Here is an 18,309-nt window from a genome sequence, read left to right as displayed (position 1 = left end):
CCTCGCGCGAACGGCCCGGACCCCGGTGGGGTCCGGGCCGCTCCGCGTGCCGGGGCGGTTCAGCCTGCGTACACCCTGCCTTCCCACACCGTGTAGCGCGCCGGGTCGGAGCAGCCCACGGACGGCGTGAGCAGCAGGCTCACCGTCACCGGGGCGGGTTCGGTGCTGGCGGTGGAGAACTCGCAGACGGCGCCCTTGCCGGTGACCGGGTACCAGAACCAGCCGTCGACGTCGCCCACTGTCACGCGGTCCGACTCCTTCCACGCGCCGCCGGACTGTGTGAAGACCTGAAGTCGCACGGAGGCGGCGTACTCGTCCTCCGCGGAACGCAGCGCGGTGAGCGTGATCTTGTAGTCGGACCCGAGGGTGGACGAGGCGATCTGCCGGGTCTGCGGCGCGGTGGTGCCGGCGCTCGACGCGCCGGCGCCGGCGGTGCCCAGCGCGGCCGCCATCGTGACGGTGAGGGCCGCGGTCGTACCGCGGCGGGTCGGCTTGCGGGTCAGGCTCATGTGTTCCCCCGTTGGAACGAGTTGAAGGGGTTTGTCCCCACGCAGGAGAAGACACCCCACCCCCGGCGGGGGTTGTACAGGATCACACCCCGAACACGCCGGCGACCCGCTCGGTGAGCCCGTCCTCCGTGAGCGTGCCGTCAACGGTGAGGGAGGGCAGCCCCAGCCGCGCCGTCTCCTCGCGCAGCCGCAGCGTGAACAGATCGTCCCGCGCGGCGACGTTGTCCTCCGCCCGCCGCGGATCGCCGGTCCGCTGCGTGAAGCTCCCGCCGGCCGCCGCCCGGCTCCGGAACACGGCCCGGCGGAAGTCTGGTGTCGGAAGCAGCCAGACCGCGTGCCCCGGCGCCGGAAGCAGCGGTTCCACGAGATGCGGCAGCAGCCGGAACCCCTCGACGACGACCCACGGCTCCGGACGATCCCGCGCCGAGTCCCCAGGGGGCGGAAGCGGTCGTGGTCGGGCCGGCCCGCGCCTTCGCCCTTCCACCGGCCGATCCGCCGGCCCACGGGCCGGACCAGGAGCCCGTCCCGGTGCCGAGCCGTCCGCCGGTCCCGGGCGCCGCCCCGGACGCCCTGACCGTCGCCCTCGGTCCACCGGACCCGTCCCTGCGCATGTCCCAGCCGCACCTGGCGCTGCCCGCGGTGTCGGCGGCCGGCGAGCCCAACCCGCTGCGCGCGGCCGTCGACGCGGTGTACGCGGCGGTGGCGGCTTACGGGGAGCACCATCGTGTCCTCCTGGACGAGATCAGGTCCTTCGTGGAGGAAGGGCACCCATGAGGGGCCGCGGCGGCGCGTCCGTCGGCGGTGAGTCCGGCGGGGGTGGTGCGGCCGGGCCCACCGCTCCGGCGCCGAGCGCGGGTGGCCCGGGAGAGCCGGCGGCAAGGGCGGCGTCTGTTTCTGCGCCGGTGGGTGCCGTTCTCCCCGGAACAGACAGCCCTCGTCGCATGCCGTGCGAGCGCGTGGCCCTCGGCGCGCCGGGCTTCCGGCCCGCCGTGACAGGGGCGCGCGGTTCGGTCATGGATCCCGCTCGCGGGTTCGCGCGTCCGCTTCCGGCCCCCGAACGAGGTCTCGGGCCGGCTCGCGTGAGTGATCCCCTCCCACCGGGTACCCGAGCGTTCCGCCATGACCGGCCGGGCGGTCGCTCGCGGCGCCGACCCGGTCGGCCGCCGGCCCCGAGCCGAAGGAGCCCCTGCTTATGACGGACGTATCCGGTACCGGTCCCGCCCCGGGCGACGACCGCAAGGTCCTCACCAATCGCCAGGGCCATCCGGTCCACGACAACCAGAACCAGCGCACGGTCGGCGCCCGTGGCCCGGCCACGCTGGAGAACTACCAGTTCCTGGAGAAGATCAGCCACTTCGACCGGGAACGCATCCCCGAGCGCGTCGTGCACGCCCGCGGCGTCACGGCCTACGGCCACTTCGAGGCCTACGGCACCTGGGGTGACGAGCCGATCAGCCGCTTCACCCGGGCCAAGCTGTTCCAGGAGCGCGGCAAACGCACCGACGTGGCGGTCCGCTTCTCCACGGTCATCGGCGGCCGGGACTCCTCCGAGGCCGCCCGCGACCCGCGTGGTTTCGCCGTGAAGTTCTACACCGAGGACGGCAACTGGGACCTGGTCGGCAACAACCTCGGCGTCTTCTTCATCCGTGACGCCATCAAGTTCCCGGACGTCATCCACGCCCTCAAGCCGGACCCGGTGACCTTCGAGCAGCAGCCGAACCGGATCTTCGACTTCATGTCGCAGACGCCGGAGTCCATGCACATGCTGGTCAACCTGTTCAGCCCGCGCGGTATCCCCGCCGACTACCGCCACATGCAGGGCTTCGGCGTCAACACCTACAAGTGGGTCAACGCCGAGGGCGAGACCAAGCTGGTCAAGTACCACTGGATGCCCAAGCAGGGCGTGCGCAGCATGACCGAGGAGGACGCGGCCAACGTCCAGGCCGACACCCTGGGCCACGCCACGAAGGACCTGTACGAGGCGGTCGCCCGCGGTGATTACCCCGAGTGGGAGCTGCTCGTCCAGATGATGGACGACCACGACCACCCCGAGCTGGACTTCGACCCGCTGGACGACACCAAGACCTGGCCCGAGCAGGAGTTCCCGCCGAAGCCGGTCGGCCGGATGGTGCTCGACCGCATGCCGGAGAACTTCTTCGCCGAGAACGAGCAGATCTCCTTCGGCACCGGCGTCCTCGTCGACGGCCTGGACTTCTCCGACGACAAGATGCTCGTCGGCCGGACCTTCTCCTACAGCGACACCCAGCGCTACCGGGTCGGCCCGAACTACCTCCAGCTCCCCGTCAACCAGGCCAAGAACGCCGAGGTGCGCACCAACCAGCGCGACGGCCAGATGGCGTACCACCAGGACGGCGGCGGGGAGAACCCCCAGGTCAACTACGAGCCGTCGATCCGGGGTGGCCTGCGCGAGGCCCAGTACCCGACCCACGACGAGCAGGGCCCGGAGATCACCGGCCGGCTCACCCGCAAGCGCATCCCGCGCACCAACGACTACCTCCAGGCCGGTCAGCGCTACCTGCTGATGGAGGACTGGGAGCGCGACGACCTGGTGAAGAACTTCACCGGTCAGCTGTCCCAGTGCGACCGGGCCATCCAGGAGCGCATGGTCTGGCACCTCCTGCTCGTCGAGAACGACCTCGGCCTCAGGGTCGGCGAAGGGCTCGGCATCGGCCCCGACGACGTGACCGGCCTGGAGCCGCTGGCGAGCCAGGACCTGACGGACGAGGACCGGGAGCGCCTGTCCAAGCTGGGCAAGAACCCGCCGCGCGACGTGGAGGGCCTCACCATGACCCACTGCGTCCCCGACGAGCGGCACGTGGTGACGCGCTGACCGGTCAGCCTGTCGCGGCCGAGCGGGCCACGGAGAGGGCCTGTTCGGCGTAGCTCCGGCCGAACAGCACGGCGTGCACCAGCAGCGGGAACAGCTGGTGCACGCCGACGCGCTGTGTCCAGCCGTCGGTGAGCGGCGCCACCTCCTGGTAGCCGTCCAGCACCGCCTCCAGATGGGGGCAGCCGAACAGGCGCAGCATCGCCAGGTCGGTCTCGCGGTGCCCGCCGTGCGCGGCCGGGTCGATGAGCCGCACGTCCCCGTCCGCCGCCCACAGCACGTTGCCGCTCCACAGGTCGCCGTGCAGCCGGGCGGGCGGCTCGGGAGGCCCGGCCAGTTCCGGCAGGCGCTCGCACAGCCGTTCCACGACGGCCGCCTCTCCCGGCCGCACGGTGCCCAGGTCGACCGACCGCCGCAGATACGGCAGGACGCGCTGCCCGGCGTACCAGCCCGGCCAGTCGGTGCCGGGCTCGTTGCGCATCGGGGCGAGCCCGATGTACGCGTCCGCCGGCCCGCCCGGCGGCGGCGCCCCGAAGGCGGGCGCCCCGGCGGCGTGCAGTCCGGCCAGGTCCCGCCCGAACCGCACCGCCGCCTCCCGGCTCGGCCGCCCCTGCGGAACCCGGTCGATGACCAGCCAGGTCCCCTCGTCGCCGTGGACGACCGGCACCCGCACGGTTCCGGCCGCGGCCAGCCACCGCAGCCCGGCCGCCTCGGCCCGCGCCGCCCCCGGCCCTTCGGACCGCTTGACCACCACGACCCGCCCGTCGTCAAGCGTGACCTCGGTGAGCGCTCCGGACAAGGGCTTCTCCCCGCGGACCGACCGCCCGGTGAGACGGGCCACGACATCCCGACGGGTGGTCATACGGTCTCCCTTCCCACGCCGCGCATGATCGCCCCTCAGGCTACGGCCACGTGCCCGGCGCCCGGCCCCGGCGTCACGCGGGACGGTGAAATCCCGTCCCGCGTCGACAGAACCGGCCGCCGCGGGGGGAGCAGTCGGGTCATGACGACATCACCGTTCCAGCGCACCATCGCCCTGCCCGCCCCGGTGTGCGAGGAGGCGGCGGAGCACCTGGAGAAGGCCGCGCACCGGGCGGTCGACGGGGCCGCCGTGCCCCTGAAGGCGTTCCGCGCCGCCGCCGAGAGCGACTTCACCCTGCCGCTGTCCGTGGTGGAGCAGGCGGCGGCCTGCCTGCTCGTCCTGGCCACCGAGACGGCCCAGACCGTACGTCCCTCCGCGCTGCGCGCGACCATCAGCGTCGCCCTGCGGCTGCGCGACGCCGTGGAGCTGGCGCACCAGCCCGCCCTCAGCAGCCGCTTCTGGTGATCAGCCGCCGCGTCCCGTGCTGCGTCCGAACGGCAACGGCCGTCCGCCGGTGGTGCGGCCCCCCGCTAGGGCCACGTGGGTGGTGACGCGGACGAGGCAGGGGCGGCGGGGGGTCGAGCCGGACCCGAACCGCACGGGGGGATCGACCGGGGCGAGGGGGCCGAGGCCGCGGCCCTCGCGCGTGACCGTGGCCGAGATGACCGGGTGCAGGTCGCGGGCGCCGTACCACTGGTGCCGGCCGGACCGGACACTGCCGTGCGTGCCGGCGCCGAGCAGCAGGCGGGCGGGACGGTCCCACAGCGCGAGCCACCCCGGGCTGGTGGCGAGCCGGCCGGGCACGGCCCGCAGCGCGAGACCGGGCAGAGCCCTCGGTCCGGTGCTGAACCGCAGGTCGAGCGGTGGGGCGGAGACCGCCCAGTGGCGGCCGGTGATCCGCACCCGGACCGGTACGACCCGTACCTCGTCGAAGACGTAGATGCCGGAGACGAAGTCCGCCGTCTCCCGCGATGGCGCCAGGAGCAGGCGGTGCCCGTCTGCCTCCTCGACCATCAGGTCGCTGAACGGGCCGAACGGCGATGCGGGCCAGTGCCCGAGCACGGCACGGGTGCCGGACGCCGTGCCGATCCCCGCGATCCAGCCGTCGAAGCGCAGGGTCCGCACCGGCGACCGGGCCGACCCGGCCCGTCCGGATCGTGGACGCGGCACGCGGCTCGGGTGCCCGCCCGGCCCGCCGGCGAAACGGCTCCGGCGGTCGGCGCGAGAAGGGACCGGAGCGGGGGAGGCGCGCGCCTCGCTGCCGGCCGGGGCGTCGACGCCCGGGGTCATGCCGACCGGGGGGTGCCGTGCCTGGAGGTGACGTCGGGCCAGGCGCCCGCGCCCGGGCTTCATCGAGGTGCCGCGCGGAGGTGAGGCCGGTCGGCGTGCCCGCGCCCGTGGGTGATGCCGCCCGGGGTGCCCGCGCCCGGAGGTGCCCGTGCCCGTGGGTGATGCCGCCCGGAGGCGCCCGCGCCCGGAGGTGACGTCGGCGAGGCGTCGGCGCCCAGGGGCATGCCCGCCCGGGGTGCTCACGCCCGGGCTCATGCCCGCCCGGGGTGCACGCCCCCGGGCTCATGCCGGCCAGGGTGCCCGCACCCGGAGGTGACGCCGCCCGGGGTGACCGCGTGGAGGGCGCGTCCGCGGGCGTCCGGGCGTCTCGGTCCGGGTGACGGTGTGGCCGAGACCACGTCACCGACGAGGTCCCGATCACGTCCGGGCCCGGAAAAGGGCGGTTACCGTCTACGACCAGACCCCGCCCCCTCCCCCCGGACGGCCCGGCAGTGCAAGCAGATCTCTCCCCTGTCATAGCGGCGACCGCCCACTGGCTCACCCGCGCCTTCCCCGCCACCGGCGGCGCACTGGCCGCCGCCCTGTGCGAGGTGCAGGCCCGGCAGGCCGTGACGGTCGCGGCGTGGCTGCGCTACCCGACCGCGATGGACGCCGCCCTGCTCGGCCTGGCGGGACCCGGCGGATCCGCACGGCTCGACTGGGTCACCGGCGCCGACGCGGCCCTGGGCGACGACGAGGAGGCGCACGCCTGGCGCACCTGGGTGGACGAGGTCGTGGCGAGCTGGGCGGCCGTCCTGCTCACCGACCCGGAACTGGCAGCCCGGGCCGTGGCGGCGCTCGCCGGGAGCGGTCACGGCACCGGCTCGCCGGCCGAGTTCCGCCGGCTCGTCGCGCCCGACGCCGGCGACCGCAACGCCGCGGCGCTGCTGCGCCACCCGGACCTGCTCGCCCCCGTCGCGGAACTGCACCACCACCAGCTCCTCGACCGCCTGAATCCGGGCCGCACCCTCATCGCCTGACCTGCGGGCATCCCTCTCGCGGACCTCCTCCGCCTTGCCGCTCACCCTGCGTGACTCACCGGTTTGCCGTAAGCGACCGTGCCCCGCCTCCGTCGTCGGCGGACGCTGAGTGTGGGCTCGACGGCCTCCGGCCACCTTCGGCGGCCCGGGGTTCTCCACCACCGTCGTGCCGTGCCGTGACGCCGCTGACGGAGGAGAGACCGACATGACCACCGACTTCTCACGGAGCTGGGAACACGCCGTCGTCACCGGCGGCGCCGGGTTCGTCGGCTCCCATCTGTGCGCCGCCCTGCTGGACGCGGGCGCGGCCGTCACCTGCGTGGACGACTTCAGCACCGGACGTCCGGAGAACATCGCGCCGCTGCTGGAACGGCCCGGCTTCACACTCGTGCAGGCCAACGTCGCCGAGGGGCTGCGGATCAAGCGCCCCCCGGACCTCGTCCTGCACTTCGCCTCCCCGGCCTCCCCGGCGGACTACCTGCGCCTGCCGCTGCACACCATGGAGACGGGCAGCCTCGGCACCCGCAACGCCCTGGAACTCGCGCACTCCGCCCGGGCCCGCTTCGTCCTGGCCTCCACCTCGGAGGTCTACGGCGACCCGCAGCAGAACCCCCAGGACGAGCGCTACTGGGGCAACGTCAACCCGGTCGGGCCGCGCAGCGTCTACGACGAGGCCAAACGCTTCGGCGAGGCGCTGACCACCGCCCACGCCGAGACCCACGGCACCGACACCTGCATCGTGCGGCTGTTCAACACCTACGGCCCCCGGATGCGCGGCCACGACGGGCGCGCGGTGCCCACGTTCGTACGGCAGGCCCTGGACGGCGAACCCCTCACCGTCACCGGCGACGGCCGCCAGACCCGTTCGCTGTGCTACGTCGACGACACCGTCCGCGGCATCCTCGCCGCGGCCGCCCACGGCATGCGCGGCCCGGTCAACATCGGCAACCCGGCCGAGATCACCATGCTCGACCTGGCCCGCCTGGTCGTTGAACTCGCCGGTTCCGCCTCGGACATCCGCTTCATCGAACGCCCGGTGGACGACCCGGCCGTGCGCTGCCCGGACATCACCCTGGCCCGCGACAAGCTCGGCTGGGAACCGCAGGTGCGCGCCGAGGAAGGGCTGCGGCGCACGATCGCCTGGTTCCGCGAGGACGGCACCGGCGACTGACCCGCCACGGCCCTCCGCGCGCAGCGCCTCGCCCGGTCCCGCCCCCACCGCCGAAAGGCCCGCCACCCCCATGCGCATCCTCGGAATCAACGCCCTCTTCCACGACCCGGCCGCCGCCCTCGTCGTCGACGGACGGACCGTCGCCGCCGCCGAGGAGGAGCGGTTCTCACGGCGCAAGCACGGGAAGCGGCCGCTGCCCTTCTCCGCCTGGGAACTGCCCGAGAAGGCCGCCGCCTGGTGCCTGAAGCGGGCCGGGCTGCGACCGCAGGACCTCGACGCGGTCACCTACTCCTTCGACCCGGCGCTCGCCCGGCCCGCCGACGCCATGGGCCTGGACGACCCCTGGGACCACCTGCGCCTCACCTACGCCCGGGAGGCGCCCGGCTTCCTGGCGGCGGCCCTGCCCGGCCTCGACCCCTCCATCGTCCGGTTCGTGCCGCACCACATGGCCCACGCCGCCTCCGGCGCCTTCGCCGCACCGGACGCCGGCGACTCCTCCGTCCTCGTCCTCGACGGCCGCGGCGAACGCGCCTCCCACCTGGCCGCACGCCGCGTCGGGGACCGGCTGGAGGCGCTGCACACCCAGGACCTGCCGCACTCGCTCGGCCTCGTCTACGAGGAACTCACCGCGCACCTGGGCTTCCTGCGCTCCTCCGACGAGTTCAAGGTGATGGCCCTCGCCTCCCACGGCACCCCGCGCATGCTCGCCGAACTGCGCCGCCACGTGTACCCCACCGGCGACGGCGGCTTCCACGCCACCGCGGTCCCCTGGCACGAGCTGTGCGCGCCGCGCGGGGCCGACGAGCCCTGGACACAGGACCACGCCGACGTCGCCGCCAGCGCCCAGGCCGTGCTGGAGGAGACCCTGCTCGACCTGGTGCGCTGGCTGCACGGCCGCACCCACGACAGCGTGCTCACCCTCGCCGGCGGCGTCGCCCTGAACTGCGTCGCCAACTCCCGCATCGCCCGTGAGGGCCCCTTCTCCCGGGTGTGGGTGCAGCCCGCCGCCGGTGACGCCGGCACCGCCCTGGGCGGCGCCCTGCTGCTGTCCGCGGGCGAGGGCGACCAGCCGGAGCCCATGACCGGCGCCGACCTCGGCCGTGACTGGTCCGACGCGGAGCTCGGCGCCTGGCTGAAGACAGCGGCCGTCCCCTTCGAACGGCCCCCGGACATCGCCGGGACCGTCGCCCGGGCCCTCGCGGACAACGCGATCGTCGCCTGGTTCCAGGGCCGCTCCGAGTACGGCCCGCGCGCCCTCGGCCACCGCTCCCTGCTGGCCCACCCCGGGCACGCGGGCAACCTGGAACGGCTCAACGACGTCAAGGGACGCGAGCAGTTCCGGCCCGTCGCGCCCATGGTCCTCGCCGACCGCGCCGCCGAGATCTTCGACGGCCCGCTGCCCAGCCCGTACATGCTGTTCGTGCACGACGTGGCCCCCGCATGGCGCGAGCGCATCCCCGCCGTCGTGCACGTCGACGGAACAGCCCGCATCCAGACCGTCGACCCCGACCGCGAACCCCTGGTGGCCCGCATGCTCGGCGCGTTCGAACGGCTCACGGGGCTGCCCGTGGTGGTCAACACCAGCCTCAACACGGCCGGGCGGCCCATGGTCGACGACCCGCGCGACGCCCTGGAGTGCTTCGGCTCCTCACCCGTCGACCTGCTGGCCATCGGCCCGTACGCCATCCGCCGCAGCGACCTGTTCCGCACCGGCGGGGACGACGGCCTGCGCTCCGACGCCGCGGGAGGCCCCCGATGACCGCCTCGGGCAGCCCGGCGCGCGACGCCGAGTACGCCGTCGTGATCCCGACCCTCGGCCGGCCCAGCCTGCGCGCCTGCCTGCACGCCCTGGCCGAGGCCGCCGGACCCGGGCCGGTCCGCGTGGTGCTCGTCGACGACCGGCCGGAGACCGCCAGGGCCGCCCTCACCGCCGACGTGCCGCCGTCGCTGCGCGCCCGCACCGTCGTCGTGCCCGGCGGGGCGCGTGGACCGGCCGCCGCACGCAACCTCGGCTGGCGCGCCGCGGGTGACGTCCCCTGGATCGTGTTCCTCGACGACGACGTGGTGCCCGGGCCCACCTGGGGCGACGACCTCACCCTCGACCTGACCGCGGCGTCGGACCGGACGGCCGGGATCACCGCCCGCGTCGAGGTGCCCCTGCCGCGCGACCGCCGCCCGACCGACTGGGAGCGCAACACGGCCGGACTCGCCGGTGCCCACTGGATCACCGCCGACATGGCCTACCGCCGGGCGGCGCTCCTGGCCGTCGGCGGCTTCGACGAACGCTTCCGGCGGGCCTTCCGGGAGGACGCGGACCTCGCCCTGCGCATGCTCGACGCCGGCTGGACGCTCACCGGGGGCAGGCGCACCACCACCCATCCCGTCCGGCCCGCCGGGCGCTGGATCTCCGTCCGGCTCCAGGCCGGCAACGCCGACGACGTCCTGATGACCCGGCTGCACGGCCGCCACTGGTGGCGCCGGGCGGGCGCGCGGCGCGGGCGCCTGCCCGCCCACCTCGCCGTCACCGGGGCCGGGGTGACGGCCGTCGGCTGCGCCCTGCTCGGCCGGCACCGCCTCGCCGGGGCCTGCGCGGCCGCCTGGCTGGCCGGCACCGCCGAGTTCGCCCTGGCCCGGATCCTGCCGGGGCCACGCACCCGCGACGAGGTGCTCACCATGGCCGTCACCAGCGCGCTCGTCCCGCCCGCCGCGACCTGGCACTGGCTCCGCGGCCGTCTGGCGCACCGCACGGCCCGTCCGCACACCCCGCCGGGCACCACGGGCCCGACAACGGAGCCCCGGCCGGCGGTCATGGAACGGCTGCGCACATGACCGGCCCCACCGGCCCCCGGCGGCCGGCCGGGGCGTGCGGAACCGGCGGCACACCGCCGTCCCCGCCCGCCCCGCTCCCGGCAGCCAACGTCTCCGACCCCGCGGCGCCCGCCGCGCGGGGCCGACGCCGCCCGTTGCCGCCGACCGGTCCTGGCCCGGACGGACGGGCCGGGGCCGGGTACCGGCTGCCGCCGTCGCCGGGGTCCTCTCCGGACGCGCGTGTCCGGTGGGGGACCCCGCCCACGGGAGGCCCGCGATGAATCCGTTCCGCGCCCGCCGCCGGCCGCCCCGCACCCTCGTCGTGCGCCTCGACAGCGCCGGGGACGTCCTGCTGGCCGGCCCCGCCGTGCGAGCCGTCGCGGCCGGGTCCTCGTACACCGCGCTGCTGTGCGGCCCGCAGGGCGCGGCGGCAGGGCGGATGCTGCCCGGCGTGGACGACGTGCTGACGTACGACGCGCCCTGGGTCGGTGTGGAGCCCGCGCCGGTGACACGGGCGGCCACCCGGCGGCTGATGGCGGCACTCGCCGCGGGCCGCTTCGACCGGGCACTGGTGCTGGTGTCGTACCACCAGAGCCCGCTGCCGGTCGCCCTGCTGCTCAAGCTGGCCGGCGTCGCCCGCGTCGCCGCCGACAGCGAGGACTACCCGGGCGCGCTGCTGGACCTGCGGCACAGCAGGCGCCCGCACCGCCACGAGGCACTGGCGGCCCTCGACCTGGCCCGTGCCGCGGGCTTCGCCCTGCCGCCCGGCGACGACGGCCGGCTGCGCGTCACCCCACCGCCCCGCACGGCCCACCTCACCGGCCACGGCCCGTACGTCGTCGTCCACCCGGGCGCCGCCGTGCCCGCCCGGGCCTGGAGCCCCGCCCGGGCGGCACGGGCGGTGGCCGCGCTGTCCGCCGAGGGCTACCGGGTCGTCGTCACCGGCGGGCGCGCCGAACGCAAGCTGACCGCCCACGTGGCCGGCCGCCACGCCCTCGACCTCGGCGGCGCCACCGACCTGCCCCACCTGGCCGGAGTCCTCGCCGGGGCCCGGGCGGTGGTGGCCGGGAACACCGGCCCGGCCCATCTCGCCGCCGCCGTCGGCACCCCCGTCGTCAGCCTCTTCGCACCGGTCGTACCGGCCGGGCGATGGGCCCCCTACGGCGTCCCGCACCTCCTGCTCGGCGACCCGCACGCCGCGTGCGCGGGCACCAGGGCACGGCACTGCCCGGTACCGGGCCACCCCTGCCTGGACGGCATCGGCGACGCCGAGGTGCTCGCCGCCGTGGCGGCCCTCACCGGAGACCCGTCGGACCAGGGCGAACAGGGAGACCAGGGAGACCAGGGAGACCAAGGCGAACAGGGAGAACAGACGGAACGAGGAGCGACCGTATGAACATCCTGCTGTGGCACGTGCACGGCTCCTGGACGACCGCGTTCGTCCAGGGACCCCACACCTACCTCGTCCCCGTCACCCCGGGCCGCGACCCGGACGGCCTCGGCCGGGCCCGCACCTTCTCCTGGCCGGCCTCGGTGCGCGAGATCACGCCCGAAGAGCTCCGCGACACGCCCGTCGACCTGGTGCTGCTGCAGCGTCCGCACGAGCTGGAGCTGGCCGAGCGGTGGCTCGGCGGGCGCCGCCCCGGCCGGGACGTGCCCGCCGTGTACCTGGAGCACAACGCGCCCGACGGCGACGTACCGGACACCCGGCACCCGTGCGCCGACCGCGCCGATCTGACCCTCGTGCACGTCACGCACTTCAACCGGCTGTTCTGGGACTGCGGCACCACCCGGACCGCGGTGATCGAACACGGCATCGTCGACCCGGGCCACCGCTACACCGGACGCCTCGCCCGGGCCGCCGTCGTCGTCAACGAACCCGTGCGCCGCGCCCGGTACACCGGCACCGACCTGCTGCCCGTCCTGGCCGACGCGGTGCCGCTCGACGTGTTCGGCATGGGCACCGAGGGACTGGCCGGGCACCTGGGCCTGCCGCCCGACCGGTGCCACACGGCCGACCTGCCGCAGAGCGAGCTGCACCCGGCCATGGCCGAACGCCGCGTCTACCTGCACCCGGTGCGCTGGACCTCCCTCGGCCTGTCCCTGCTGGAGGCCATGCACCTGGGGATGCCCGTGCTGGCGCTCGCCACCACCGAGGCGGTCGAGGCCGTCCCGCGGGGCGCGGGCACCCTCTCCACCCGCCCCGACGTCCTGGCCCGAGCGGCCCGCCACTACCTGCACGAACCCGAGGCCGCGGCCGCGGACGGCGCGCGGGCCCGGCAGGCGGCCCTCGAACGCTACGGGCTCAAGCGCTTCCTGGCCGACTGGGAGCGCCTGATCACGGAGGTGTGCTCATGACCCCGTCCCTCAGCCCCTTCCCGGCCGGGCCGCTCGGCGGCGACCCGCGCCAACCCGGCGTCCTCGGCATCGCGCTCGTCTCCGAGCACGCCAGTCCTCTCGCCACCCTCGGCGGGGTCGACGCCGGCGGGCAGAACGTGCACGTGGCCTGCCTCGCCGGCGCTCTCGCCGACCGCGGCCACCGCGTCACCGTGTACACCCGGCGTGACGCGCCCGACCTGCCCGCCCGGGTCGCGCTGCGCGACGGCGTCGAGGTGCACCACGTGCCCGCCGGGCCGGCCGAGCCGCTCCCCAAGGACGCCCTGCTGCCGCACATGGGCGACTTCGGCCGCTACCTCGCCCGCGCCTGGCGCACCCGGGCCCCCGACCTCGTCCACTCGCACTACTGGATGTCGGGCCTGGCCGCGCTGCACGCGACCCGCGCGCGGGGGCTGCCCCTGCTGCACACGTACCACGCCCTCGGCACGGTGAAGAAACGGCACCAGCGGCTCGCCGACACCAGCCCGCCCGAACGCATACCCGGCGAGGTCGAGGTCGGCCTGGGGTGTGACCGGGTCGTCGCCACCTGCCGGGACGAGGCCGTCGAGCTGGCCCGCATGGGCATCCCCGCGCACAAGGTTGCCATCGTGCCTTGCGGCGTCGATCCCGACCGGTTCACCCCCAAGGGCCCGGCGGCGCCCCGCGGACCGTACCCGCACCGGCTGCTCCAGCTGGGCCGGCTCGTGCCGCGCAAGGGCGCGGCGGTCACCATCGCGGCCCTGGCCGGACTGCCCGGCACCGAACTCGTCGTGGTGGGCGGCCCGCCCGCGGACCGGCTCGACGACGACCCGGAGGTGCGCCGGCTGCGCGGCATCGCCCGGGACGCGGGCGTCGCCGACCGGGTCCGCTTCCTGGGCGCCGTGCCCAGCGAGGACGTCCCGTCGCTGCTGCGCTCCGCCGACGTGGTGGCGTGCCCCGCCGACTACGAGCCCTTCGGCATCGTCCCGCTGGAGGCCATGGCCTGCGGCGTGCCGGTCGTGGCCAGCGCCGTCGGCGGGCAGCTCGACACGGTCGCCGACCCCGGCACCGGACGGCTGGTGCCGCCCCGCGACCCGCAGGCGCTGGCCCGTGCCGTGGCCGGGCTGCTCGCCGACCCGGCGGCCCGGGCGGCGTGCGGCGCGGCCGGCCGCCGCCGGGTGCTGAGCCGTTACGGCTGGGACCGGGTCGCCGCGGCCACCGAAGCGGCCTACTGCGAGGTCCTGGACGCCGAGCCCGCCGCGACCGGCGCCGGCTGACCCCGTCCCCCGCCCGCCCCGACTCCGAAGGAGGTGTGGGCCCGCCGCCCCCACGGCGGCACGCCCGATCCGCATGAGCGAACTCCCCGCGCACCCCGCCCTCGACGCCGCGCGTCTGCACTGCGAAGCACTGGAGGAGGCCCTCGGCCGGTTCCGCCGGCACCACCTCGACCGGATCGCGCAGTGGGGCGACCGGCTCGCCGACGTTCTCACCGACGGCGGCCGGCTGCTCGCCGCGGGCAACGGCGGCAGCGCCGCCCAGGCCCAGCACCTCACCGCCGAACTCGTCGGCCGCTACCGCCAAGAACGCCGCGCCTACTCCGCGCTCGCCCTGCACGCCGAGACCTCCAGCGTGACCGCCATCGGCAACGACTACGGCTTCGACCACGTCTACGCCCGGCAGGTCACCGCCCACGGCCGGCCCGGCGACGTCCTCATGCTGCTGTCCACCTCCGGCCGCAGCGCCAACCTCGTCGCGGCCGCCGTCACCGCCCGGCAGGCCGGACTGCGCGTGTGGGCCCTCACCGGGCGCGGCCCCAACCCCCTGGCCGAGGCCGCCCACGAAGCCCTCTGCGTGGACGCGGACAGCACCGCCACCGTCCAGGAGACCCATCTCGTCGCCGTCCACCTGCTGTGCGAGTGCTTCGACACGGCCGTGGCCACGCCCCTCGCACGGCGTGCCGTCCTCACCCGGGGGAGCACCTCATGACCGGCCCGCGACCGATCGCCGTCGTCGGGGACGTCCTCCTCGACGAGGACATCGAAGGCGTCTCCACCCGGCTGGCGCCGGACGCCCCCGCCCCCGTCGTCGACGTCACCGCCGACCGGCGCCACCCCGGAGGAGCCGGACTGGCCGCCGCCCTCGCGGCCCGGGGCGGCCGGGACGTGGTCCTGGTGACCGCGCTCGGCGAGGACGACGCCAGCCAGGCCGTACGGCGCGACCTGCGCGGCCGGGTCCGGCTGCTGGAGATCCCGCTGAACGGCACCCTGCCGGTGAAGACCCGCGTCCTGGCCGGCGGCCGGCCCGTCGTCCGCATCGACCGGGGCGGCGGCACCCCCGGCGAACCCGACGACGAGGTCCGCCGGGCCCTCGCCGGTGCGCACGCGATCCTCGTGGCCGACTACGGGCGGCACACCGCGGGCGTCCTGCGGCCGTACCTGGAGGACGCCGCCCGGCGCACCCCGCTGGTGTGGGACCCGCACCCCAAGGGCGATCCCCCGGTGCCCGGGGCGCGGCTGGTCACGCCCAACGCGGCCGAGGCCCGGGCCCTGCACCCGGGCGACGGGGACACGTCCCTGGGCGCGTACGCCGAGCGGGCCGCGCGGCTCGCGGAGCGCTGGCGCGCGGCGGGCGTCGCCGTCACGCTCGGCGAGCGCGGTGTGCTGCTGGCCCGGCCCGGGTCCGGCACGCCGATGCTGGTTCCGGTGCCCTACCGGGCCGCCGGGGACCCGTGCGGCGCGGGGGACTGCTTCGCCGCGACGACGACGGCCGCCCTCGCCGACGGTCTGCTGCCCGAGGAGGCGCTGCAGCGGGCCGTGGCCGAGGCGGCCGCGTTCGTCGCGGCGGGCGGCGCGGGCAACCCGGACCTGTGGCGCACCGAGCCGCCGCCCGGGCCGGCGGACGACCCCGCGACCGACGCGTTCGCCCTCGCGGAGAGCGTCCGGGCCCGGGGCGGCACGGTGGTCGCCACCGGCGGCTGCTTCGACCTGGTGCACGCCGGTCACGTCGGGCTGCTGGAGAGCGCCCGGCGCATCGGCGACTGCCTCATCGTGTGCCTGAACTCCGACGCCTCGGTCACCCGCCGCAAGGGCCCGGGCCGCCCGCTCAACCCGGCGGCGGACCGCGCCCGGGTCCTCGCCGCGCTGGGCAGCGTGGACGCCGTGGTGGTCTTCGAGGAGGACACCCCCGAGGCGGTGCTGGCCCGCCTGCGGCCGGATGTCTGGGTCAAGGGCGGCGACTACTCCGTCCAGGACCTCCCGGAGGCGCAGACCCTGCGCACCTGGGGCGGCCAGGCCGTGGTCCTGCCCTATCTGGACGGCCGCTCCACGACCCTGCTGACCCGCAGGGCGGCGAAGGCAGCGGTAGGAGCCCTGCGCCGCTCCGGCTCCTGACGGAGGTGGGGGCGGGCCCTGGGTGCGGTTCGGCCCGTGCCGGACCTGCCCGGCCGGGGCGCACGGCGGCGACCGGAACCGGAGCCGGCGCGTGCCGGTGGGCCGGGGCAGCGTGGCCGTTGTCGTGCCGGTGGGCGCGGTGCGGGGTTCGTTCGGCCCGTCGTGGACGTCCCCGCCGGGCGGGGCGGGACGGCATTGGTCGAGGCTCAGAACGGGGACGCGCGCCGGTGGGGCGGCGGCGCTGCGGACGGCGTGGCCCCGTCCGGACCTGCGACGGCCGCCGGTGGCTGCCCTGGTTGCCCTGGCGTCGGCCTGTCCCGGGTGCGCCGCGGCCGGGACCCCCTGCACCAGCCGTCCGCCCGACAGCCGGGGACCTGCACCACCCGTACCCCCGACTGCCGGGGACGGCCCCGAGCCCGGTTCGCTCAGGCCGCCGCGGGTTCGATCAAGCCGCCGTGCTCAGGGCCGGCCGGGTCGGTAGTTCGCCCTCGCCCGTGCGGAGCAGGACCGGCGCCGGGACACGGCGATGGTGCAGCAGGTGGCCCGTTCCGATCGCGCCCGCGATCAGCAGGCCGCCGGTGACGAGGGCGCCACGCGCGCCGGCCACCTCCATCAGGAGGCCGAGCGCGGGCGGGCCGCCCAGGCCCCACACCGTGCCGACGCTGCCCCACACCCCCAGCACCCGGCCCCGCAGGTGGGCGGGCGGGTCGGTCTGCAGGACGGCCGTACCGGCGGTGTCCGAGACGGACTCCACCACGGCCATCGGCAGCACCAGCGCGATCAGCACCACCAGCGACGGCGACAGGCCCGCCACCGCCTGCAGCAGCCCACCGACCGCCGCCAGCGCGCCCACGAGCCGCACCGACGGGCGGCGCAGCCGGGCACCGAGCACCGCGCCGAGGATGCCGCCGACCGCCAGCACGGCCGACACCGTGCCGAAGGAACCGGCACCGCCCGCGAGCGGCCCGGTGACGAGGACGGCGAGGGTGAGCCCGTAGTTGCGCCCGAACACCGCGCTGATCCCGGTCACCCCGGCGAGCGCCATCAGCCGCGGCCGGCGGGCGAAGAAGGCGAGCCCCTCACGGACGGTCGACTCCGAGCCGCCGTGCTCGTGCTTCACGACCTCGTGTCGCACCGCTCCGGGCGCGGGCCGCAGGAACGGGATGACCGAGGCCACGAACAGGAAGGACAGCCCGTTCGCGAAGTACGCGGCGGCCGTGCCGAGCAATCCGACGGCCACCCCGGCGAGGGCCGCCCCCACGAGCCGTCCCGCCTGGTGCACGAGCGCCCCGACCCCGATGGCCGAGGGCACGTCCTGGGCCGGGACGAGGTCGTTGCCCAGCAGCGCGCACGCCGGGTTGTCGACGGTCGCGACGACACCCGTGACGGCGGCCAGCACCAGCAGTGAGGTCATGTCGAGCCGGTCCAGCGCCACCAGGACGGCCGTCGTGAAGGCGATCGCACCGAGCAGTCCCTGGCTCACGGCGGCTGTCAGCCTGCGGGGCCAGCGGTCGACGGCGGCCCCGCCCAGCACGCTCATCAGCAGGGCGGGCGCCGCCTGCACGGACATGGAAAGACCCGTCGCCGCTGCGGACCCGGTGATCTGCAGGACCAGCAGGTTCTGCACGGTGAGCTGCATCCACGTGCCGGCGTTCGACACGAAATTGGCGACGGACCACCAGCGCATGCTGCGGTACCTCAGCGCACGCCAGGGCGAGCGAGAGGCGGGCTGGGCAGGGGAGGGCGCGGAAGACACAGTGCGGTACTCACAAGACGACGAACGAGTCGGCGGACTCAGCAGGAGGGACGAGGAGAGCGAGAAGCACCGGCTGCGCTGCGCGGTGGCTCCCCTCGCCGGGTCACGGCGCCGACCATCGTGGCAGAGGGTTTCCGTGAGCCGGTTCCATCCGCGCCTGCCGCACCGCCCTGACCTGTGCCAATGCTCCGCGTGCGGCGGGGATTTGGACCTGCGAGTGTGGTTGATCACAGCTGCCGATCACGGGCTCGCGCGGCCCCGCCGCAGGTGACGGCGGCCACAGAAGCCGTCGCCCCGGCGAC

The 18,309-nt window shown here is 75.9% G+C and carries 17 protein-coding genes; 12 read left to right on the top strand and 5 right to left on the bottom strand.

Going from position 1 to position 18,309, the window contains the following annotated elements:
* Positions 1-59: 59 nt before the first annotated feature.
* A complete protein-coding gene (locus ABTZ58_RS33815; protein WP_351365294.1) occupies positions 60-509 on the bottom strand; it encodes a hypothetical protein in 450 nt (149 codons plus the stop codon).
* An 82-nt stretch (positions 510-591) separates the two neighbouring features.
* The gene (locus tag ABTZ58_RS33810; protein ID WP_351365291.1) at positions 592-804 is read right to left on the bottom strand and encodes a hypothetical protein; all 213 of its coding nucleotides are present in this window, start codon (positions 802-804) and stop codon (positions 592-594) included.
* 233 nt (positions 805-1,037) lie between these two features.
* On the opposite strand from ABTZ58_RS33810, the gene ABTZ58_RS33805 reads away from it, so the two are divergent.
* Positions 1,038-1,283, top strand: a complete 246-nt coding sequence (locus ABTZ58_RS33805) for a hypothetical protein (RefSeq protein WP_351365289.1) — start codon at positions 1,038-1,040, stop codon at positions 1,281-1,283.
* 418 nt (positions 1,284-1,701) lie between these two features.
* Positions 1,702-3,360 (top strand): catalase, encoded by a 1,659-nt coding sequence (locus tag ABTZ58_RS33800; RefSeq protein WP_351365286.1) that lies wholly within the window; start codon positions 1,702-1,704, stop codon positions 3,358-3,360.
* A 4-nt stretch (positions 3,361-3,364) separates the two neighbouring features.
* On the opposite strand, the gene ABTZ58_RS33795 is transcribed toward ABTZ58_RS33800, so the two are convergent.
* On the bottom strand, positions 3,365-4,219 hold the full coding sequence (locus ABTZ58_RS33795; RefSeq protein WP_351365283.1) for a fructosamine kinase family protein: 855 nt from the start codon (positions 4,217-4,219) through the stop codon (positions 3,365-3,367).
* A gap of 141 nt (positions 4,220-4,360) precedes the next feature.
* Here ABTZ58_RS33795 and ABTZ58_RS33790 point away from each other — a divergent pair, with 141 nt between their 5' ends.
* Positions 4,361-4,684: a hypothetical protein gene (locus ABTZ58_RS33790; protein WP_351365280.1), complete on the top strand. Its 324-nt coding sequence runs from the start codon at positions 4,361-4,363 to the stop codon at positions 4,682-4,684.
* On the opposite strand, the gene ABTZ58_RS33785 is transcribed toward ABTZ58_RS33790, so the two are convergent.
* Positions 4,685-5,389: a hypothetical protein gene (locus tag ABTZ58_RS33785; protein ID WP_351365277.1), complete on the bottom strand. Its 705-nt coding sequence runs from the start codon at positions 5,387-5,389 to the stop codon at positions 4,685-4,687. It abuts the gene before it with no gap.
* 611 nt (positions 5,390-6,000) lie between these two features.
* Between ABTZ58_RS33785 and ABTZ58_RS33780 the strand changes: the two genes are divergently transcribed.
* The 9 genes from ABTZ58_RS33780 (at position 6,001) to rfaE2 (ending at position 16,251) form a co-directional block, all read left to right on the top strand.
* Positions 6,001-6,528 (top strand): hypothetical protein, encoded by a 528-nt coding sequence (locus ABTZ58_RS33780; protein ID WP_351365274.1) that lies wholly within the window; start codon positions 6,001-6,003, stop codon positions 6,526-6,528.
* 205 nt (positions 6,529-6,733) lie between these two features.
* Positions 6,734-7,699 carry an NAD-dependent epimerase/dehydratase family protein gene (locus ABTZ58_RS33775; protein ID WP_351365271.1) on the top strand — a complete coding sequence of 322 codons (966 nt, stop codon included), beginning with the start codon at positions 6,734-6,736 and terminating at the stop codon, positions 7,697-7,699.
* 70 nt (positions 7,700-7,769) lie between these two features.
* A complete protein-coding gene (locus ABTZ58_RS33770) occupies positions 7,770-9,458 on the top strand; it encodes a carbamoyltransferase family protein (RefSeq protein WP_351365268.1) in 1,689 nt (562 codons plus the stop codon).
* Positions 9,455-10,528, top strand: a complete 1,074-nt coding sequence (locus ABTZ58_RS33765; RefSeq protein ID WP_351365265.1) for a glycosyltransferase family 2 protein — start codon at positions 9,455-9,457, stop codon at positions 10,526-10,528. The genes ABTZ58_RS33770 and ABTZ58_RS33765 overlap by 4 nt, the downstream gene beginning before the upstream one ends.
* 256 nt (positions 10,529-10,784) lie before the next feature.
* Positions 10,785-11,903 (top strand): glycosyltransferase family 9 protein, encoded by a 1,119-nt coding sequence (locus tag ABTZ58_RS33760; RefSeq protein ID WP_351365262.1) that lies wholly within the window; start codon positions 10,785-10,787, stop codon positions 11,901-11,903.
* Positions 11,900-12,865 carry a glycosyltransferase gene (locus tag ABTZ58_RS33755; protein WP_351365259.1) on the top strand — a complete coding sequence of 322 codons (966 nt, stop codon included), beginning with the start codon at positions 11,900-11,902 and terminating at the stop codon, positions 12,863-12,865. Before ABTZ58_RS33760 ends, ABTZ58_RS33755 begins: the two co-directional genes overlap by 4 nt.
* Positions 12,862-14,139, top strand: coding sequence for a glycosyltransferase (locus ABTZ58_RS33750; protein WP_351365256.1), 1,278 nt, complete (start codon positions 12,862-12,864; stop codon positions 14,137-14,139). Before ABTZ58_RS33755 ends, ABTZ58_RS33750 begins: the two co-directional genes overlap by 4 nt.
* A gap of 73 nt (positions 14,140-14,212) precedes the next feature.
* Positions 14,213-14,848, top strand: coding sequence for a D-sedoheptulose-7-phosphate isomerase (locus ABTZ58_RS33745; RefSeq protein WP_351365253.1), 636 nt, complete (start codon positions 14,213-14,215; stop codon positions 14,846-14,848).
* Entirely contained in the window at positions 14,845-16,251 is a 1,407-nt protein-coding gene (gene rfaE2 / locus ABTZ58_RS33740) for a D-glycero-beta-D-manno-heptose 1-phosphate adenylyltransferase (RefSeq protein ID WP_351365250.1), read from the top strand. Before ABTZ58_RS33745 ends, rfaE2 begins: the two co-directional genes overlap by 4 nt.
* A 445-nt stretch (positions 16,252-16,696) precedes the next feature.
* On the opposite strand, the gene ABTZ58_RS33735 is transcribed toward rfaE2, so the two are convergent.
* Entirely contained in the window at positions 16,697-17,938 is a 1,242-nt protein-coding gene (locus tag ABTZ58_RS33735) for an MFS transporter (RefSeq protein WP_502996175.1), read from the bottom strand.
* Positions 17,939-18,309 lie beyond the last annotated feature (371 nt).

The sequence above is a fragment of the Streptomyces sp. NPDC094143 genome, assembly GCF_040303825.1.
Classification (GTDB): Bacteria; Actinomycetota; Actinomycetes; order Streptomycetales; family Streptomycetaceae; genus Streptomyces.
The sequence above is the reverse complement of the archived record's forward strand: the minus strand, read 5'-3'. Positions and strand labels throughout refer to the sequence as shown.